The organism is Planctopirus hydrillae, from assembly GCF_001707835.1.
GTDB lineage: Bacteria > Planctomycetota > Planctomycetia > Planctomycetales > Planctomycetaceae > Planctopirus > Planctopirus hydrillae.
In genome coordinates this window covers 353,750-371,653 of record NZ_LYDR01000039.1, presented here as the reverse complement: position 1 = coordinate 371,653, position 17,904 = coordinate 353,750, and the positions used below count along the sequence as shown (strand labels likewise).

At 54.2% G+C, this 17,904-nt stretch carries 14 protein-coding genes; 7 read left to right on the top strand and 7 right to left on the bottom strand.

All coding sequences use genetic code 11. The features are described 5' to 3' along the window. Nucleotides 1-6: 6 nt before the first annotated feature. Complete coding sequence (locus tag A6X21_RS04640; protein ID WP_068846314.1) at nucleotides 7-420, bottom strand: SufE family protein; 414 nt, start codon at nucleotides 418-420, stop codon at nucleotides 7-9. 86 nt (nucleotides 421-506) lie between these two features. After that, nucleotides 507-1,580, bottom strand: a complete 1,074-nt coding sequence (locus tag A6X21_RS04635) for a hypothetical protein (protein WP_068846312.1) — start codon at nucleotides 1,578-1,580, stop codon at nucleotides 507-509. A 191-nt stretch (nucleotides 1,581-1,771) separates the two neighbouring features. Here A6X21_RS04635 and rnc point away from each other — a divergent pair, with 191 nt between their 5' ends. Then, on the top strand, nucleotides 1,772-2,842 hold the full coding sequence (gene rnc / locus A6X21_RS04630; RefSeq protein WP_240490160.1) for a ribonuclease III: 1,071 nt from the start codon (nucleotides 1,772-1,774) through the stop codon (nucleotides 2,840-2,842). Between the two features lie 79 nt (nucleotides 2,843-2,921). Then, nucleotides 2,922-3,911: a CAF17-like 4Fe-4S cluster assembly/insertion protein YgfZ gene (gene ygfZ, locus A6X21_RS04625; RefSeq protein ID WP_068846310.1), complete on the top strand. Its 990-nt coding sequence runs from the start codon at nucleotides 2,922-2,924 to the stop codon at nucleotides 3,909-3,911. Nucleotides 3,912-3,932: 21 nt separating this feature from the next. Here ygfZ and A6X21_RS04620 read toward each other — a convergent pair whose 3' ends face one another. The 4 genes from A6X21_RS04620 to A6X21_RS04605 form a co-directional block, all read right to left on the bottom strand. Next, nucleotides 3,933-4,622 (bottom strand): RNA polymerase sigma factor, encoded by a 690-nt coding sequence (locus A6X21_RS04620; RefSeq protein ID WP_068846308.1) that lies wholly within the window; start codon nucleotides 4,620-4,622, stop codon nucleotides 3,933-3,935. Nucleotides 4,623-4,657: 35 nt separating this feature from the next. Further along, nucleotides 4,658-5,830, bottom strand: a complete 1,173-nt coding sequence (locus A6X21_RS04615; protein WP_068846307.1) for a hypothetical protein — start codon at nucleotides 5,828-5,830, stop codon at nucleotides 4,658-4,660. Between the two features lie 104 nt (nucleotides 5,831-5,934). Next, a complete protein-coding gene (locus A6X21_RS04610) occupies nucleotides 5,935-7,632 on the bottom strand; it encodes a serine/threonine-protein kinase (RefSeq protein WP_068846306.1) in 1,698 nt (565 codons plus the stop codon). 246 nt (nucleotides 7,633-7,878) lie between these two features. Then, nucleotides 7,879-8,691, bottom strand: a complete 813-nt coding sequence (locus tag A6X21_RS04605) for a coiled-coil domain-containing protein (RefSeq protein ID WP_013108509.1) — start codon at nucleotides 8,689-8,691, stop codon at nucleotides 7,879-7,881. Between the two features lie 394 nt (nucleotides 8,692-9,085). Here A6X21_RS04605 and A6X21_RS04595 point away from each other — a divergent pair, with 394 nt between their 5' ends. From A6X21_RS04595 to A6X21_RS04580, 4 genes are all read left to right on the top strand, one after another. After that, nucleotides 9,086-9,868, top strand: a complete 783-nt coding sequence (locus A6X21_RS04595) for a DUF4114 domain-containing protein (RefSeq protein WP_068846304.1) — start codon at nucleotides 9,086-9,088, stop codon at nucleotides 9,866-9,868. A gap of 253 nt (nucleotides 9,869-10,121) precedes the next feature. Then, the gene (locus A6X21_RS04590) at nucleotides 10,122-10,541 is read left to right on the top strand and encodes a TadE/TadG family type IV pilus assembly protein (RefSeq protein ID WP_068846303.1); all 420 of its coding nucleotides are present in this window, start codon (nucleotides 10,122-10,124) and stop codon (nucleotides 10,539-10,541) included. Nucleotides 10,542-10,582: 41 nt separating this feature from the next. Next, nucleotides 10,583-11,773, top strand: a complete 1,191-nt coding sequence (locus tag A6X21_RS04585; RefSeq protein ID WP_165603679.1) for a vWA domain-containing protein — start codon at nucleotides 10,583-10,585, stop codon at nucleotides 11,771-11,773. Then, nucleotides 11,770-12,201, top strand: a complete 432-nt coding sequence (locus A6X21_RS04580; protein ID WP_068846301.1) for a TadE/TadG family type IV pilus assembly protein — start codon at nucleotides 11,770-11,772, stop codon at nucleotides 12,199-12,201. The genes A6X21_RS04585 and A6X21_RS04580 overlap by 4 nt, the downstream gene beginning before the upstream one ends. Before the next feature lie 224 nt (nucleotides 12,202-12,425). Here the strand turns inward: A6X21_RS04580 and A6X21_RS04575 are convergent, their stop codons facing one another. Beyond that, complete coding sequence (locus tag A6X21_RS04575) at nucleotides 12,426-13,769, bottom strand: PQQ-binding-like beta-propeller repeat protein (protein ID WP_068846300.1); 1,344 nt, start codon at nucleotides 13,767-13,769, stop codon at nucleotides 12,426-12,428. Nucleotides 13,770-14,271: 502 nt separating this feature from the next. Here A6X21_RS04575 and A6X21_RS04570 point away from each other — a divergent pair. Then, entirely contained in the window at nucleotides 14,272-17,901 is a 3,630-nt protein-coding gene (locus tag A6X21_RS04570; RefSeq protein ID WP_068846299.1) for a hypothetical protein, read from the top strand. Nucleotides 17,902-17,904: the final 3 nt, after the last annotated feature.

The window sequence follows — 17,904 nt, the reverse complement described above, 5'->3', positions numbered from 1 at the left end:
GATTCGTCAACGGGAGGATTCGACCGCGTGTCGAATTCGTTGCATCAATCCGCGAACGCCCTGCTGACGTGTCATCCCGAGGGCTGTGGTCAGATGTAGCTTTTCCAGCAGATCGAGTGGTAGATCGCGAAGTTGATCAATGGGTTGCTGATTCAGACTGGTCACAACAAGAGCCACCAGACCGCGCACAATCGGCGATTTGCGAGGAACATCCGCTTCCAGAATCAACAGTCCATCACGAACTTCAGCAAAGAGATAGACAGGTGTCTGACATTCCTGCACCCGGCAGCTCTCGGGAAGTGGGGCTGCCTGCTTATCTGCGGAAAGGGGTGGCAAAGTCTCCGCGAGTTCCACAATGGTTTCCATGCGGTCGCGATCGTCGAGATCTGCCAGTTCCAAAGCCCAGTCGTTCAAAGTCATTGTGGTCGCTTTCCTCCTGCATCAAATCCATGACATACGCTCGATATCTGAACCATCCGACAGATGATCGACTCTTGAATCATACCTTATGCGAGCTTCGTATTCGTCACTCCCAGAATCCACCCTTCTGTCGTGACGGCACTTGACTGATGAGATTCTGTCAAACCTTGAGGCGGCTGAAGGTAACTGGAAAGCGTTTGATTTCGAGACATCGCCTGTGCCCAGCGGCACCATGCGAGCACCTGAAGTTCATCGCGAATCCGTCCCGGTTCGAGAGCCTGCTGCCTCGCGACTTCCTGTTTGAGTAAGCCCGGCCAGATCTCTGCGAAAAGAATCAGAGGTCGTTGGTCCGGCACAGTCCAACCAGTTTCAAAAGGCCAAATATACACATGCGGCTGAAACTCCGGATCCTGGCGGAACGCTTCCAACCGGGCAATCCCTGTCAGAGATTGACTTCCGACGCTGCCAATCCCGCACAGCTTCCATGTTTCCTGAGTTCCGGGGGCGAGTGTTTCGACAAACCTTTGCCTCGCGAGCAAAATTCCGCCCGCCGTGCGAAATGGAAACTCCGGTGAGTAGGGTGGAGTCAGAAGACCAGCGCGAGCATGGGGAGCACCCCAATAGGGTCCTTGAATGCCATGAGCCGATTCTCCAGAGATTGCGCCGACCGCCGTTGAGGACAGTGAAGTTGATGAGCGAGTGGCTTTCCTGAAGTTCAGGCCCGGTTGATAAGGTGAAATTCGACCGTTGAAGTTGGCCGCCACTTCAAAGCGGTTATTGGCGTTCTGTTCATCGTCGCAAATCTGGGTCGCGATCTCTTTCCAGACGTCGCGCCAGTCAGCATCGTTTCGCTGAGTTAACGCTTGAGGCAAACCTTGGGGCGCACCCAGCGCAATATCGATCCCCACAAGTAAACGCTTCTCGGCCTTCAGGCATTGCCGAAAGATCTCTCGCATCAGGCGGCAGGCCTCGTGACGTGTGCGGCAATAGTTGGAAACCGGCTTTCTTCGTGAGGAAAGCTGTGTCGCAATCCAGATGGCATTAGCAGTCGGACGCGACGGCGAGGGGACACTGGCAGCACTCCAGTCGATAAACATCCAGGCATCAAAACCAGGTGCAGCGAGAGGTGATCCGATCGACTTTTGATGAGAGTTCTTCACGTCATGTCGTTTGTTCAATCATCGGTCCAATCATGCATGCATCGATATCGGCTGGTCACTGAGTGCAGGCAAAGGTGAGTCCTGCGACCTATCGAGATTTCCCTCTTGTGACAGCCCCGCCCACTCATGGTAGAGTATAGGCGACGCCAGCGGTCGAAACGTCTGGCCTGAAAATGATGAGCTGATGCCAAGTGGCTTGGACACGGCTGGCGGTGGCCGGTACTTCTGAAATCCAGAGAACCCGACCCTCGCCACTCTTGTCGACTGCTTTGCCAGGCTTCATCGATCGTGGTGGTTCCTTGAGCTGGTCAACGGCCAGAAGCGAGCGTAATTGCCTGAGCCACCAAAGATTTGTCGATCGGCAGAACAGATTCGCGGCAGATGAGTCGCTGGGAAAGCCTCACAAGGTGACCAGTCATGCCCGCACGACAGGAGTATGTATGGATGAGGCCGCCGGGCAAATGCCCCTGACGGAATGCGAAGCCCGACTGGGCTATCATTTTCGCTCGCCCGAATTGCTGATGCAGGCCCTTTCTCATGCCTCCGCTGCAAAAACGCGGCTCGAGTCGAATGAGAGACTCGAATTTCTTGGCGATGCGATTCTCGGTGCCGCTGTCTGCGATCTGCTGTTTCGTAAATATCCCAAATCGACAGAAGGCGAACTGACACGGATCAAGTCGTTTGTCGTCAGCCGGCATGTCTGTGGTTTGCTGGCGAAAGAACTTCACCTCGATCAATTTGTCATCATCGGGAAGGGATTGTGCGGAACTCCCAATGTTCCAGTCTCAATCTTATCGGCAACGTTCGAATCCGTGATTGCTGCCGTCTTTCTCGATGGAGGCTTTGACGCGGCTAAAGATTTCATCATTCGACTGATCGAGCCTCATGTCGAACAGATGGTCGGTGCCGAGTATGGCCGCAACTATAAAAGTGTTCTGCAGCAATACGCCCAGAAGACTTTGGGCGAAACCCCCCGCTACGACCTGCTGAAGGAATATGGGCCAGACCATTTGAAGTATTTCAAAGTCTCGGCTGCACTGGGTGAAGTGGTTTACGCAGCCGCCTGGGGGATTAACAAAAAAGAAGCCGAGCAGAAGGCCGCGGCCAATGCCTTATCTGAACTGGAAGGGAAGCCAGCGCCTCATACTGCCGACGAACTTCCCCCTGAAATCGCCAGACTCCAGGCTTCCACCGGGATGAATCTTGCACAGGAAGATATCATTTCCAGTCAGCACGATCGCGACGCTGCCTCATCGTGCTGACCATCATTTCTGATCCATACCCCTGTCCGCTCAAGAACTGTCCGCTCGACGAACATGACGACAGGAAACAGGTGCCCTCATGAACTCGCATTATCAGGCTATGCAGATCCCTTTTCCTGTCGAACAATACTTCGTTAAAGGTCAGCATCGAGTCCGTTTTTTGCAGAACTTTTGTACCAATGATGTTGCTCGACTGTCTTCAAATGCAGGCGTCGAGGTTTTCTTTCCGAATGTCAAAGGCCGGATTGTCGGGCATGGCTGGATTCATGCACTGGAAGACTCGCTGGTAATGACTATTGGTGCCGGGACGGGCACATCGCTGCTCCCTCATTTAGATCGCTACATCATTACGGAAGATGTCACATTCACGAAAGCGGCTCTGAAGGAATCGTGGCTGGTTGCAGGAGAAACAGCCAACGGGCTTTGGGCTAAGCTCAGTCAACAACAACAGCGTGATCTCGTCGCGGAGCCTGCCCATCAGATGATTGCCGGGGCAGGGTGGCGGGCAGCCTTCATCACGGGCTGGAGCGTGCCTGTTGTGTCTGTTTTTATCGATGAGCATGCCGCCGCTGAAGAATTGACAGATCTGGTCTTGCTATCATCTATCAAACAGGGAACTCCTCACGATTTCGATCGCTTCCGAGCGACTGTTGGCATGGGCTGGATGGGGATTGATTACAGCGATGCTCAACTTGCTCAGGAATCGGGGCGGACAGCGGTCGCGATCTCATTTCACAAAGGCTGTTATCTCGGGCAGGAGCCCATTGCCAGGCTCGACGCCATGGGTCACACCAACAAAGAACTTGTCAGACTTTCGTCCGAAGTTTCTTTGAGCGATCAAGACAAAAACTCGTGGGCGGGTGCCGAACTCTTTGCCGATTCTGAACCGAAAAGCGTCGGGGTGATCACCACGTTCTGTCCGCATGATGACAGGCAGGGAGGAGTTGGCCTGGGATATGTTCGCACCAAGTGGCAGGTCGAAAACCAGAGGCTGCATGTCGGCACACCAGAGGGGCCCACGCTCACTGTCCATGTGCCGCTCATTCCTGCGGATGAACAGATTCGATGAATCCTTCCACTGTTCCTCTTATCAGTGACGGTCGATCAATAGTGACAGGACGGTCTCCGAAAGACCGGCTTTCGCCAGTCGCTGACGAAGTTGCTGCAGCAGATACGACTTATGGTTGGCGACGGCCTGCTCGCTGATCGACAAAATCTGCGCCACCCGTTGGTTGGCATAACCTTTGGCAATGATGAGTTCGCAGCATTTGAGCCGCTCGAATTCTCCCCGGCTTTGCCAGCGGAGAACAAGTTCCTTCAGGCTTTGAGCCAGGCAGGCTTCAATCGCAGCGGTCGTCTCTCGACCCCGAAAAATACTCGACGCCTTCAGTTGTCGAGAGTCCTGCGGCACAAGTTTCTCGAAGGGCATGTGTCCCGATGAGGAATCGTCAACAGCGGTTCCAGTACTGACAACCTGCCGTCTCCCTTCCTTGCGTAAGTGATCAATCAGCAGATGTGCGGCGATCTGATTGATAAAAGGCTCGATGGGCCTCGAATCATCAAAGTTTGGTAACGCCCGCAAAAAAGAGAGGAAGACTTCCTGTACAAGATCCTCGGCTGTCGAGCGGTTCCCTGTGCGGGATTTCATCCAGGCAAAAAGTCGGGGTTCATGCTGATCGACAAGTTCGCGCCAGGCACCAGGCTCCTGGGCACGAATGCGGGCAATTAACCACTGTTCTCGAGTGTTCTCATCCGCAGTCGGAGTCGATTCCTGTGTCATCACACAAATTACCCTGGATGAAGAAACATCCGAACTTAAGCCATGCTGTGCTTCCGGCGACTGTACTGCATCACGCCCCAGGCCAGCAAAGCCAGACCTGCACCGGCAGCACCAAGAATCGTCAATCTCTGGGAAGACACCTGTTCTTCATGCAATTGATGCAATCGATGGAGTGTTTCTTTGGGAACGAACTGACTGGAGGAGATTAACAAGTGGACGGCATACATTCTGGCAGTGGCATTTCCAAACTGATGTTCGGTTTCTTCGACAGCCTTTTGCACGACGGCCGCCATGACCTCTGTTGAAGGATCAATCGATGTCCTGTTGAGTGGAGGCAAACCCGGATGCCGACGCTGAATCTCGCTGATACTCCAGGCCGAGAGCTTCTGGCTGGCATCGGCTTCGGCTTCCGCCAATGTAGGAAACCGCCCGGAGACCAGATGAAGATGTTCTGCTGGAACTTTGCTGGTGTCGATGGCCCAATCGGGCAACGGCGAAAGTCGTTCAAAATCTGTCGATGCCAGGGGGGCTGGTTCTGGAAGTGAAGCGACAATCACAGCCGGGACGTTTTCCGGCCGTGTGGCATCTGCAGGATGTGCTTCGAGCCCACTTGTCGATTGAGGTCGAGGAGCATCAGTGGCTTTGGCACTGTTTGAGGCTTTGGTTGGTTGTGGAATCAGTGATGGCGATGTTGCCGGGAGACTGGCTTTCCACGTGGGAACGTTGCGCAATTGTTTTGTCAGGATCGACTCAGCCGGTTGAAGCACTGGCAATGGCCCATTTTCTGGTTGAATCACGACATGCTCGGAGAACTGCCCGTTCAGAGGCTCCAGTACAGGCATCCCGGAAAAATCCTCAACCATCTGATGATGTTTGATGTGGACGCTGGTGGCGACAGTCCGGACGCCGATCAACGACAAAAGACCGGCACCAATCAAGACGACGCTCACCAGAGCAATCACTCCGACCTTCGATTTCTGCGGCTTCCTGTTGGCAGAGACATCACGTCCAAAATCCTGCGCACGGCCCGCGGGAAGTGCCTGGGGATTCGTTTTTCGGGGCTGAGATGAACCCTGACTCTTTTCGCGGGAGGGGCTCACCGCCTGACCAATTCCAAAGAACAACAGGGCCAGAATGACTCCCACAGTCAAAGCACCAGACACCACCACAGCGAGAACAATCAACAGAATAACAATCGCCAAACTCATGATCTCAGGCCCTTTGTTTCAAAGCAATTTAGTCCACGAGCCTTCTTTTCAAGGGCCGGTGACTCGATCACAATCGGACGAATCTGCCCCGACACCGTTCACTGCTACTCAGACTCTCGATCGGTCGTCGTGACTTGGATGACTGGTGTCGAAAGTTGCAGCACGCAGGAAATCCAGGCGGCGAACAAGCAGCCCCAAACTGGAGGAAACCAGATCACAAACGACAACATCCAACCCGCCATCGTCGAGAAGAGAATTGTCATGGCAGAGAACCGTTCATCTCGATTAAGGCTCGCCTGTTGTGACCAATTCCCAAGAGCCACCAGGCTGGCAAAGTACAGAACCCATGAAAGCCAACCAGGGACTCCGCCATCCAGCCGCAGTTTTTGCGCTCCCAGTTGACGCACCATGGCGGCATGTTCTGGTGCTGCCAGCAGATTTTCGGCCATCAGGTAATTCATCAACAGATAACCACAGGCCCCCAGCATCCCACCCAGCAATAGACTCGACATCCATGTCAATGGGGCTGGCGTACTGTCACGTCTCGACCACCAGAAGATGGTTTGTAAAGCCAATACAACCAGTGCGGACTGTGCAGCGAGTAACCCCATCCCAGTCAGGTTCCGCCAGGGCGGTGAGGGCACAAATGGCGGTAAGGCAATTGCCAGGGCAGCCGCCAGGCCCATCGAAAGCACCATGGTCAAAAACACCGCCTGTGACCAGCCCCCCAGCCAACCACCGGGAATCAGACGAGCCACTTCCCCATGGGAAGCGTTCGCAGGGGACCACTGACGCGACCGGATTGTCTCTGCACGGTTCCTCTGAGCCAGCCTCTGATAATCAGATTCATGGCCGGATGGCAAAAACTCAGTGAGTGGGACAGGTGGCTGCAGCGCAGGCATAGGAGGCAGGTCTTTCTTGACTTCATAAAGAGAGACTGGTTGTTGAGTTTTGGCTGGAATCGATCTCGCCACCGGTTCTCTGGCGACAGTCGCTACCGGTTCGAAACCTGCAGGGACCAGCGCCGCCATGACTGCTGTATGAAACTCCTGTAGCGAGGGATATCGCTCGGCTGCGTTCTTCGCGAGAGCTTTTTGCAACACGGGTCGCAAGGCGGGCGGCAAATGCGTCGTTTCGGGCAGATGTGTGAGATGTCGCATCAGGACTTCGCCCGTCGTCTCACCTGAAAAGGGGACTTTGCCCGTCAATAACTCATACAGAATGACCGCCAGGCTGTAGTAGTCGATGCTCGGACCATATCGTCCATGCGAAACTTCCGGTGCCATGTAATGCACTGTGCCAATGGTCTGAGTATGCAGGGCATCCACCTGATCCATCAGTTTCGAAAGACCAACATCGCCAATCTTGACCACACCATGCGCGCGGTAGATGTTCGCGGGCTTCAGATCGCGATGCACGATTCCCCGCGAATGGAGATATTCCAGACCCTGCACGATTCCGGAAAACCACTCAGCAACCTCGTCGTGAGGCAACCCCTGGGGATGATTGGCAATGACATCATCCAGAGTCACGCCGTCGATGTACTCCATGACAATCCAGGCACAGGCCTCGTTGTCATACAGAATGTCGTAAATCGAAACGAGGTTGGGGTGATTGAGATTCAGGCATTGGCGGACACCACGAAGTTCAATCTCTGTTCCGCGTTGCAGCAACTTGAGTGCAACGCGCTTCCCGCCAGCAGACAGACCTTCGTAGACTTCACCGAATCCGCCCCGCTGGATGCCTCGCGTAATCACATAACCTGCGAGCGGACGACTTTGAGGAGCGTACTGAAATCGCATGCACACTCCTCCTTTCTTAGTTCCTGCCACATGAAAATGAATCATCGATTCCAGCGATACATACCGCCTCCCCCTTGCGGGGGAGACGCAGCTTTGACTAAGCCTACGCCGTGCATTTCTTTTCAGGTAGGGTACATGAAGTTCTTACGGAATGTACCAGTGCCTGATCGACTTGCTGCACAGCCTGCCTGACTTCCTGGAGTGAGCCTTGAGCCACAACCTCACCCCAGACTCTTCGACTAGGTGCTAGTGAGCCTGTGCCACACCAGCCTGAGGCTTGGCTTCTGGCTGAAAGTAGTTGTCGATCTGACGGGCCAGATCTTCTGTGGTTTGGGGAATGGCCGATTCCTCGATGGGAATCAACCCGGAGATCTGTCCTGACTGATCAATCAACTTCTCCTTGATATCGAGCTGGCGATTCAGATTGGTGATCAACTCACGTGCCCGGCTCAAATTGGAGTCGTCAATCGTGACACTCGTCGCGGCTTCTGCTGCACGCACAGTCTCCAGTCGAGCCGTCAACTGTTCGAGTTGAACTTCGAGATCCTGTTTGGATTTGAGCATCGTCGCCAGTTTTTCCTGGTTGGCAGTTAATGTCTGCTCCCGAGCCAGCAACACCTTCTGATCAGCAGCGAGAGTCTGCTCGGCAGCTTTGAAACGTTCAAAACGGATCGAAAGATCACGCTGTACGTCATTGGCTGAATAGGTATGGCCTGCGTAGCGGAATGTCCCCTGACCACTCGACAGATTCGCCTTCTGGGACAGAATCAACTGCTTCTGATGATCCAGATTGCCACTCCGGCTGGCGATCTGATTTCGCAACTGCTGAGTATCGACCTGCTGCTCGGCAATCACCTGCATACACTTCCGAATATCGGGCACCAGCTTTTCCACCAGTTCGCGAGCTCTGGCAATCTCAAATTCGACGGGGACTTCCGCCTTCACGGCACTCCGCAGGCTTTTCGCACTCGTGAAGAGATAACTCGGCAGTTCTGCACCAAACACGAGTGCCCCCAGACTCAGAACTCCCACACCGGCAAACAGTAATTTTTTGAGCATGATTCCCCCGTCGTCCTGGATCAGACTTTGCATTGAACAGTTCGCGAGTCGCAGCACCCAGCCACGTGAACACATTTTCACTTCCCATGGGTTCCTGGGCTGGCGACGACTCTCTGAGGGGTGATTCGCTCGATGTTTCAATTTCTTGGCGCAATTTTTGATTCTTGTGAGATTTTCTTATGCAGGAATCAAACCGCATTGAAAGTCAAATGGATCGCAGTCCGGTCGATGGCACTTTGCAACGCGATGCTCTTTGTGAACAGACAATCGCGACAATCCGGATTATTCGGAATTGTTGTTGGTGAACTCCCAAATTTTTACCTCGTTTTTTGACTTCCTCCCGACATGACCTAGGTTCCTTTCAGTTGCGGGAAAATCCTCAAAGGAACTTGTCATGAAGAAGTCTCTCGGGTTGGTACTGATGCTGGTGGCGACCACCTGGTCAACGATGCATGAGGCCTGTGCACAGGCTGCCAAGAATCCATTCAATCTGCCCAAATATACTGCCGTACAAAAGGCGAAGTCGGATACTCGTTCGACGCAGTTCGCTAACCAGGTCATGCCCACCTTTCAGCAGTTCATCGATAAGAGCCTGAAGGAAGCATCGCAATTCAAGGTGGCACCAGACTACGTGCTTGATCCCACCCGGCTGTATCTGCCACTGACCACACTTCAACCTGTCCGCGTCTACTTCGTCCATGAGGGCGCTGGTTATCGCAACCAGTTGGGTGTATCGATTGTGGATGCCGGCCATGGACGCAGTGGATCTTCGACGCTGATTGATCCACTGACGCAAGGCAAGCTGATTTTTGACGATGCTTCTTTCGAAGTTACCCAGATTAAAGACAAAAAGGGGAACGTCACCAGTCAGTCGGGCGGACTTAAAGCTGGTGATTTCGTGGAAATCGGCACGATTCAGGCAGGGAAGCAGGTGGATTTCTTCCTCTGCTCAGATGGTGCGAATGGAACCAAGAATCTGCTGCGAAACTTTCCGGAACTCAACTCGGACAAGCTCCAGCATGTGATCGCGGTCTACTTCAAAGATACTCACCCCGGCTACGTCATGATTGGCTTTGAAGATATCGTGGGGGGTGGTGACCTCGACTACAACGATACTCTCTTCGTGATCGACTTTGGTTACGACATCTCGATTGAGAAGGGCGATCTGCCTCACTAACTCCGGTGTGATGATGTCGCTTCAATCATCGCTGAATCAACACCGGTTCTGAGAGAACCGGCGTTGATTCAGACGCTGGGTCAGTGAACTGAAGTCGTCACTTGAAATGAAACAATAGCTGTCACGAAAGCATGCTTGCCCAAAGCTGCAAGCAAGGCACATAGAGCGGAGTTTCTCACCAGAGCGGTGTTTCTTGCCAGGGCGCTGGCTTCTGTTGGTATACGAATTCGCATCTTTTGGAAATGCATTGATCATGCGATTGTCTCGTCCCCGATCCCACCAGATTCCTCAACCAGCTCGCCGCGGAGCTGCGGCTGTGGAAATGGCACTGGTCTTGCCAGTGCTGATCCTGGTGGTGTTCGGCACGATTGCCGTTTCGCAGATTATTCACTTTCGCAAAGGTGTCGTTGCCGCCACCGCTGAAGGAATCCGCATTGCCTCGCGCAGGGATGTCAGCAGTACGGAAGTGACAACTCTGGTTCGTCAGATTCTGACTGGCCGCAGGATCAGTCAGGCGACAATCACGATTACCCCTACGGAAATTTCGAATCTGCGACCTGGCGAATTGATTGAGATTCAAGTTCGGGCCAATTACACAGCCCTGGGCGTTGAACCCCTGGGCTGGACTGTTCCCACTGAGATTGTTTATCGCGGTGCTGTACTGCGGGAATAAGCGATTTTCTGCGTGAAGTTTCCCCGAAAGGGAGATTGATGATGCGAAAAATTTCCTCAGGTCGTCGACGAGTCACTCACAAGCGACATCCCAGGCGGGGTGCGATTGCGATTCTTGCCGCGTTTGTGATGGTCGCGCTCCTGGCTTTGGCTGGGTTTTTTCTTTCACTCTCTTATGTCGAACTGACGCGTGCTGAACTCCGGGCCGCGACTGATGCCGCTGCTCGTTCCGCAGTGATCCGGCTGGTGGAAACACAATCGACAAGTTCTGGCCGTGCTGCCGCCCGTGATATTGCCTCTCGTTTTGAAGTGGGAGGTAAGGCTCTCTCGTTAAACGACAGCGATATTCAGTTTGGCAGATCGACTCGGCAGTCAAATGGCAGCTATTCCTTTGCGATCAATGGGACACCGACGAATGCAGCGCGAGTCTTTGGTCGCAAGACGAAAACATCGGCAGCGGGGCCAGTGGAACTTCCCTTTGGTGGTTTTGTCGGAGCTCCTGAGTATTCGACGGAACTGAATGCTGTGGCCATGCGGCTGGACTATGACATTGTCATCGTGCTTGATCGATCAGGCTCGATGGGTTGGGATCTTTCGGGAGTTGAGTTTGAATATCCTGAGGCCGTCCGACAAAGACCACTGGTTGAAAACTACTTCAGCCCGCCGGATCCCACAGGGAGTCGCTGGGCAATTCTTTCGGCCAGTGTGAATGACTTTCTGACGATTCTCAATCAGCGTCAGGTGGCGGCTCGTGTGGGGCTGGTAACTTATGCCGGCGATTACACATTTGGCAAGTACAGTTCCGTCAAGCTGACCGTGGAAAGTGATCTGACTTCGACCTTCTCGACAATCACGTCAAAATTGACAGCCATCGGGCAGGTGCCGCTCATTGGCGGGACAGATATTGGTGCCGGGATCACAGCCGCTCAGACGATGTTGACAACATCCAGCCAGGCTCGCCTCAAGACGGGCCAGCCGATCATCATTGTCTTCAGTGATGGGATGTTTAATCAGGGGACAGAACCTGTCAGCCTGGCAGCCAGTGCCTATGCGCAATCATCGACAATCATCCATAGCGTGACCTTTGGAGCGACAGCTCAAGGACGCGCGACGATGAACTCTGTGACAGCCACTGCTGGCAAAGGCTTAAGTCTGCATGCCAATACGGCTGCCGAACTGACTGAAAGTTTCCGATCGATTGCCAACGCGATTCCTATTGTGGTGACTGAATGAACGCCAACCGAAATAAACAACGCATTCGTCACCACGCCCGACGTGGTGCCTTGATGGTCGAGTTCTCGCTGGTTTTTCCAGTCTTCATGCTCGTCATGCTCTTCTTCTTTGAAGCCTGGCGTGTGGTGCAGTGCCAGCAGACGGTCGATCAGGCAGCGTTCGAAGCAGCCCGTGTGGCGATTGTGCCAGGGAAAACCGGTGCAGATGCCCGTGCTCGTGCAAATGTCATTCTGGCCAGCACCAATTCCACACAGGCCAATGTGATCATCTCTCCCGATCCGATCACCGAAAAGACCGAACGTGTCACTGTGCGAGTCACCTTACCACTGAGCGATGTGGGGCTATTCTTTCAGTACTTTTCACCGAACTACACGATTGAGTCGGTGATGACACTCGATCATGAGAATTCGCGTATTGGCCGCCTGTAATGCTGATTGGATGTTGAAGACATCTGGCGGAAGGTTGGTCGTCAGTTGATGTTGCGATCAACCTGGGGGCAGGGGAGGCGGATGGCGCGGCTTCTTGTTGTCGTGCCTTTGCACGACAACCCGGCCACAAGCTGGCCGGGCCACCCTGCGTGGAGAGTCTATCAGGCATGCTTGCTCGGAGCCGCAAGCATGGCACACAGCGCTGTTGAATCCCGGAAGCTGAATCACCTGGCGTGATCACGCAGATCGACAGCCACCAGTTCTTTGTCGTTCCTGGCGTAGATATGGCCGTTGGCAAACGCCGGATGCGACCAGACGACAGGTCGTCCGAATGCTTCACCCGTGGGTTCGAGAATCCGGGTTCTGCTGATCTCGTCATACTTCTGGGCCGAGAGCTGGGCAATGATCAGTTCACCCGTCTCGCTCATCAGAAAGTAACGGTTCCCATTCTGGACTAGAAACGCTGTGCCGTGCCGCGCACGGCGTTCATTCGTCGTGGGAGCGAACGTTTCCCACAGCCTCTTCCCCGTCGATAATTCCACGGCTCGAAACTGGCTGGTATTACAATCACAGCCATAAATTACGCCATCGACAATGAGTGGAGTCGCATTGGCGGCATAGAGGGCTGTCTTGTTGGTGCCTCGCCATAAAAGTTTGGCACCCGGTCTGGTGCGGTCAAGTTCATAGACAGCACCCACATTGCCAATCCCACTGGCAAACAAAAAATCACCCGATTTCTGCGGAGCCATGATCGACATGGCGTAGTCGGGCTGCAGCGGTTCCTTCCAGTAGACATTCCCATTGGCAGGATTGACGGCGGCAATCTCTACGGGTGTCCAGATGAGGAGTTGCCGGACACCGCCTGCTTCAATGATGACGGGTGAACCATAACCTGGCTCAGAAGCGCTGAGTGATCTCCACTTTTCTGTTCCTGTCTTTTTATCGAACGAGATCAGGAGTCCGTCTTTCGCACCGACCACACAGATCAGTTGATCGCCATCGACGAGTGGGTGTCCTGAGAATCCCCAGATGGGGGTTTCGACTCCGAAATCTTTCTTGAAGTTCTTGCTCCAGACAACTTTGCCATCTTGAACCTGCAAACAGGTGAGTACTCCTTCTGCACCCAGGGCGTACACCAGATCTCGATCGACTGTGGGGGTACAACGCGGGCCTGATGGATAAGAAATCGAATACGGCGCATCGTAGGCATGCTCCCAGAGTAACTTTCCGTCGGCCTCATTGAAGCAGCGAATCCGCTCCTGCCCATCGAGGACATTGCGGGCACCCGGGTCGTTTTTGACTTCGCCGGCTTTTTTCACATAGTCTGTCAGAAAGACTTTCCCGGCAGCGACAGCCGGGCCGCTGTAGCCCATACCCACGGGAACTCTCCAGGCGAATTTGGCGCCGTCAGCCGGAAACTCGCGGAGAAGCCCTGTTTCGTGCCAGCGTCCATCCCGATTAAGTCCCATCCATTGGGGCCAGTCTTCTGCGAATGATCCCGCAGGAATTGCAGAGATCAACAGACTCGCGCAAACGAAGAGCCAGCGAGAAAAGATTTGCTGCTTCACGATCAATCCTTGCAAAACGAGAGAGCCAGCGTCCGAGCCACCTGAGTGAGAGTACTCAAAACTCGACGGGCATCAACCATTACATCTTGCACAGGATTTTCTTACAGAACGAGCCGAATCCGATGAATTGATCGCAGGGAGATCTCCCTTAAGGACACCTGTACAAAACAGAAGTTTTCCAGCCGGGGGTCAATGAGCTTCGTGAAAAGGTTCTGTTGTAGGAAAGATCATTCGACAGCAGTTTTTGTCAGACCACTGAATCGCCACCGAAAATACAAGAGCTGAAACGGTTCGACTCTTTGTACCTATGCGATAGTTCAGGAAGTGTGTGAAGGAGGGGCTTTCAGAACCGATCTTGAGGAATCAGCCGGTTATCCACAAACTCATCTGGTTCTGACGAAACATGCAGGTGATGGCTTATTCATCAACAGTCATGGATGTGTGCTGATTCGACGGGTCATAATGATCAGTGGCTTTGTCATGCGATAAGGAGAGATCTACTTTGAATCTGCCAGTTGCTCCCTCTGAACCATTACCTGGTCAGGAGCCTCCTGCCAATGACATTTCTGCTGCTTCGAATTCTGAAACTCCTCCAAAAAGGAGTGGCAGATATCTGGGCGTGCTGGTCGTCCTCCTGCTGACGGCCGGTTGGCTGGCACCCACGATTGTGGGCCAGACATCACTGCGTCAGAAAATTCCCGGCCTGCTCTTCCCGCACTTCACAGGGACCATGACGATTGGCGAAGCCAGTCTGGGCTGGTTGAATGCCATCGAACTTCGCAATGTGCTCGTTAAGGATGCTCAGGGCGAAATCATCGCCACAATTCCCAGGCTGACTTCGGATGCGACGTTGATTTCGATCATTCGACAGCCGGCAGCACCTGGCATCATGACTCTGCATCAACCAGTGATTGAACTCAAGCTGGATGAAACCAGCTCAAATGTTGAACGACTGCTCAATGAACTGCTGGCGGGTGAATCCAGTGGCGGGCCTTACTCATATACCTTCAAAATCGATCAGGGGCAGGTCCACTGGAAGGAAATCACATCGCCCCGTGAGTTCGTGATGGAGGGGCTTAACGTAAGTTTCACCACACAGGGGGATGCTCACTCGAACCGTCTGGCTGCTCAAGTCAAAAGCGAGCTCAAAGGCGATCGTTTTCAAACACCATTGTCGATCGATTTTGATTCACTGAGCACCGGTGGCGAAACTCCGAATTCTCAAGGCAAACTTGATCTTCAGTGCGATGCCCTGCCTCTGGAAATCGGTGAAGTCCTGGCAAAAAGGTCGTATCCCGAAGCACGACTGGCTGGCATACTCTCTGCTTCGGGGAAGGCCAACTGGAAATTTCCATCCGAAATGGAAAAGGCCGAGTGGACATGGAATGGACAGATCGGCCTGACAGATCTGGCCATCGCGGGCTTTCCTCAAATGGGCAACGACCTGCCCCAATTCAAAGCCATTGTGCTCGCTGGTGAAGCCAGCCAGTCTGGCCCAGTGGCCACGTTTCGCAAACTGCGGCTCTCGACGGATGTGGGCGGAATTGATCTCGATGGGCCGGTGCCAACGGCTGCCCTACTTTCGGCCATGACTGGTGAAAGTAACGCGACCGCGGCACTCGCTGAACTGGGCGATTTCCGGTTATCGGCGGCTGTTGATCTGGCTCGACTCGCCAAGCTCTTGCCCGCCACGTTGCGCATTCGCGAAGGGATCTCGATTGAAGCGGGCCGACTGGAAGCGATGGCGGTCTCTTCACGTCCGGCCCAAGGTCAGCAGCAGTGGGTTGTTTCCAGCAAGCTGGAGGGGCTTGAAGCGCGGGAACAGGGTCGAAAACTTTCGTGGCCAGAACCGGTCAGCGCACGACTGGTGATGTTGATTGAGCAAGGTGTCGCCGAAGTCGAGAGCCTGAATGTGCAATCTCCGTTCGTTGTGGCTACTGGTCGTGGAACGATCGATGCTGGTGAAGTTCGACTGCAGGCCAACCTCGCCAAACTGGCTGAAGAAATGGGTCGCTTTCTTGATCTGGGAGGTTTGACTCTTGCTGGAGAATTGAACGGGAATATTGCTCTCGAACGGACCACGACCGAACGCGTGAAGGTGACGGGTGAGTTTCAGGCCAGCCAGTTCGTCTTGAAACTCCCTACGGCTGAGCAGCCCGCCAAAGAGTTTGTCTGGGCCGAACCCGACTTGCGAATTGGTGGCGAAGCGATACTTTATGCTCCCGCTGGCAAGGCACCTTCACAGGCTTTGAGTGGCACTTTCGTGGTTGCTTCCGCCAGTGACAAACTGACTGCGAACATCCTGCAACCAGTCGTCTTCGATGGTTCTGCAGGTGGGCTTGATCTGACGCTTCAAGGTGGCGCTGGACGCTGGCTGACGCGTGCACGATCTTTGAATCTTGTTGGTGCTTACGAAGCGAACGGCCTGATCGAGCAATCCGCGACGGTGCTCTGGGACAAATCCACGCTGAATCTTCAAGGTGGCAAACTTCGCTGGAGTGATGCTCAACTGCTGGGAAGTGGCATTCAACTGGTCGATCGTGAGATTCGTATCGATCTCGCGGCCTCGATGGATCGCCAGCATGGGCAGGTCAAGCTCCCTGAACTCCTCGTGCGCAGTTCGGCCATGATCCTCGATGGCAAGAACATCGTGTACGCGGGAAATGCCAATGGTCTTCAGGCACTCGCTGGGGATGTCGGGCTTAAAGCTGATCTCGCGACTTTGGCTCGGTGGACGAATTCTTCCGCTGTCCCCATGACGACTGTCCCTGTGGGGATTGTCACGGGGACCGTCAAAGTCGAAGCCCAGGGGAGTTCGGTGCAACTGGATACCCAACTCCAATCCGACCGCATCGAAATTCAATCGCTGACCAGCCGCCCGGGAGAGCCTGGAGTCTGGCAGCCCTTGTTTTCTGAGACCAACATCAGCTCTCAACTCCTGGTGAAAGGAACTCTCGGCCAGAACAACTGGGAACTGGCCAGTTTTTCTCTACAAGGAAGTGGTCTGGGTATGACTTCCCGTGGCCGGTTGAATCTCGATGAGACTCAACCTCGCGTCGAACTCACGGGTGAACTGGCTTACGACTGGGATCGATTAACGCCGCGACTTGCGACCAGCGCCAGCAATGGAAGCCCCTCTCGCACATTAAGAATCACCGGCAAAGGGCAGCGTAAGTTTCAACTGATCGGGAACCTGCCTTCCAGCGGGATGGCCATGACGACCCCATCCGTCAATGTTTTGACCAGTGGAGTTCCAGCCAGTGATCTCGCCTGGATCAAGTCATTTACGGGTGAAGCCGGGATTGGCTGGGATGATGCGAGTTATATGAATCTGGAGATTGGTGCGGTGGAACTGGGTGGCCGGCTGGAAGATGGCTGGCTGCGAATGACACCGATCAATACGACAGTGAACCAGGGTCGCGTCATGCTCGCACCAGCCGTGCATCTGGCGGCACCGGTACCGGTCGTCATTCTCCCCAAGGGCGAAGTCGCTCAGAACGTCCAGTTCTCACAGGAGTTATGCGAGACCTGGTTGAAGTACGCTGCCCCACTTCTGGCCGATGCCACCCGAGTGAGTGGTTCCACCAGCCTCGAATTGGCGGGTGGGCAAATTCCGCTTTCGAATATGAATGGTGCGGATGTCGGTGGTGTGCTCAAAATCCATGGGGCAGAAGTTGCTGCCGGTCCGTTGGCGATGCAGATTACGGGTGTCATTCAACAGATTCGTGCTGTCATTGACCGTGGAGCTGGTACTGGGAATGGTGGGACTTTGATGCGTATGCCCGAGCAACAGACGGAGTTCCGGCTGGTGAACGGGCGGCTGCACCATCGTCAGTTGATCTTCGAAACGAGTCTGGCCACGATTCGCACGACGGGTTCGGTGGGCCTCGATGAATCACTTCAGATGGTCGTGCAGATTCCACTGCTCGACGACTGGATTGGTGATCGACCCGTGTTGCAGGCTTTGAAAGGGCAGACGATCAACATCCCCGTCGGTGGTACGCTTTCCAGGCCTCAGGTCGATGGTCGAGCGATTGGCGATCTGGCAAAGCGAGTGGCGGGTTCAGCCGTCGAGTCTTTGATTGATGGAAAACTTCCGGGTGGTCTGGATCGACTGCTCCGCCCCCGATGATCT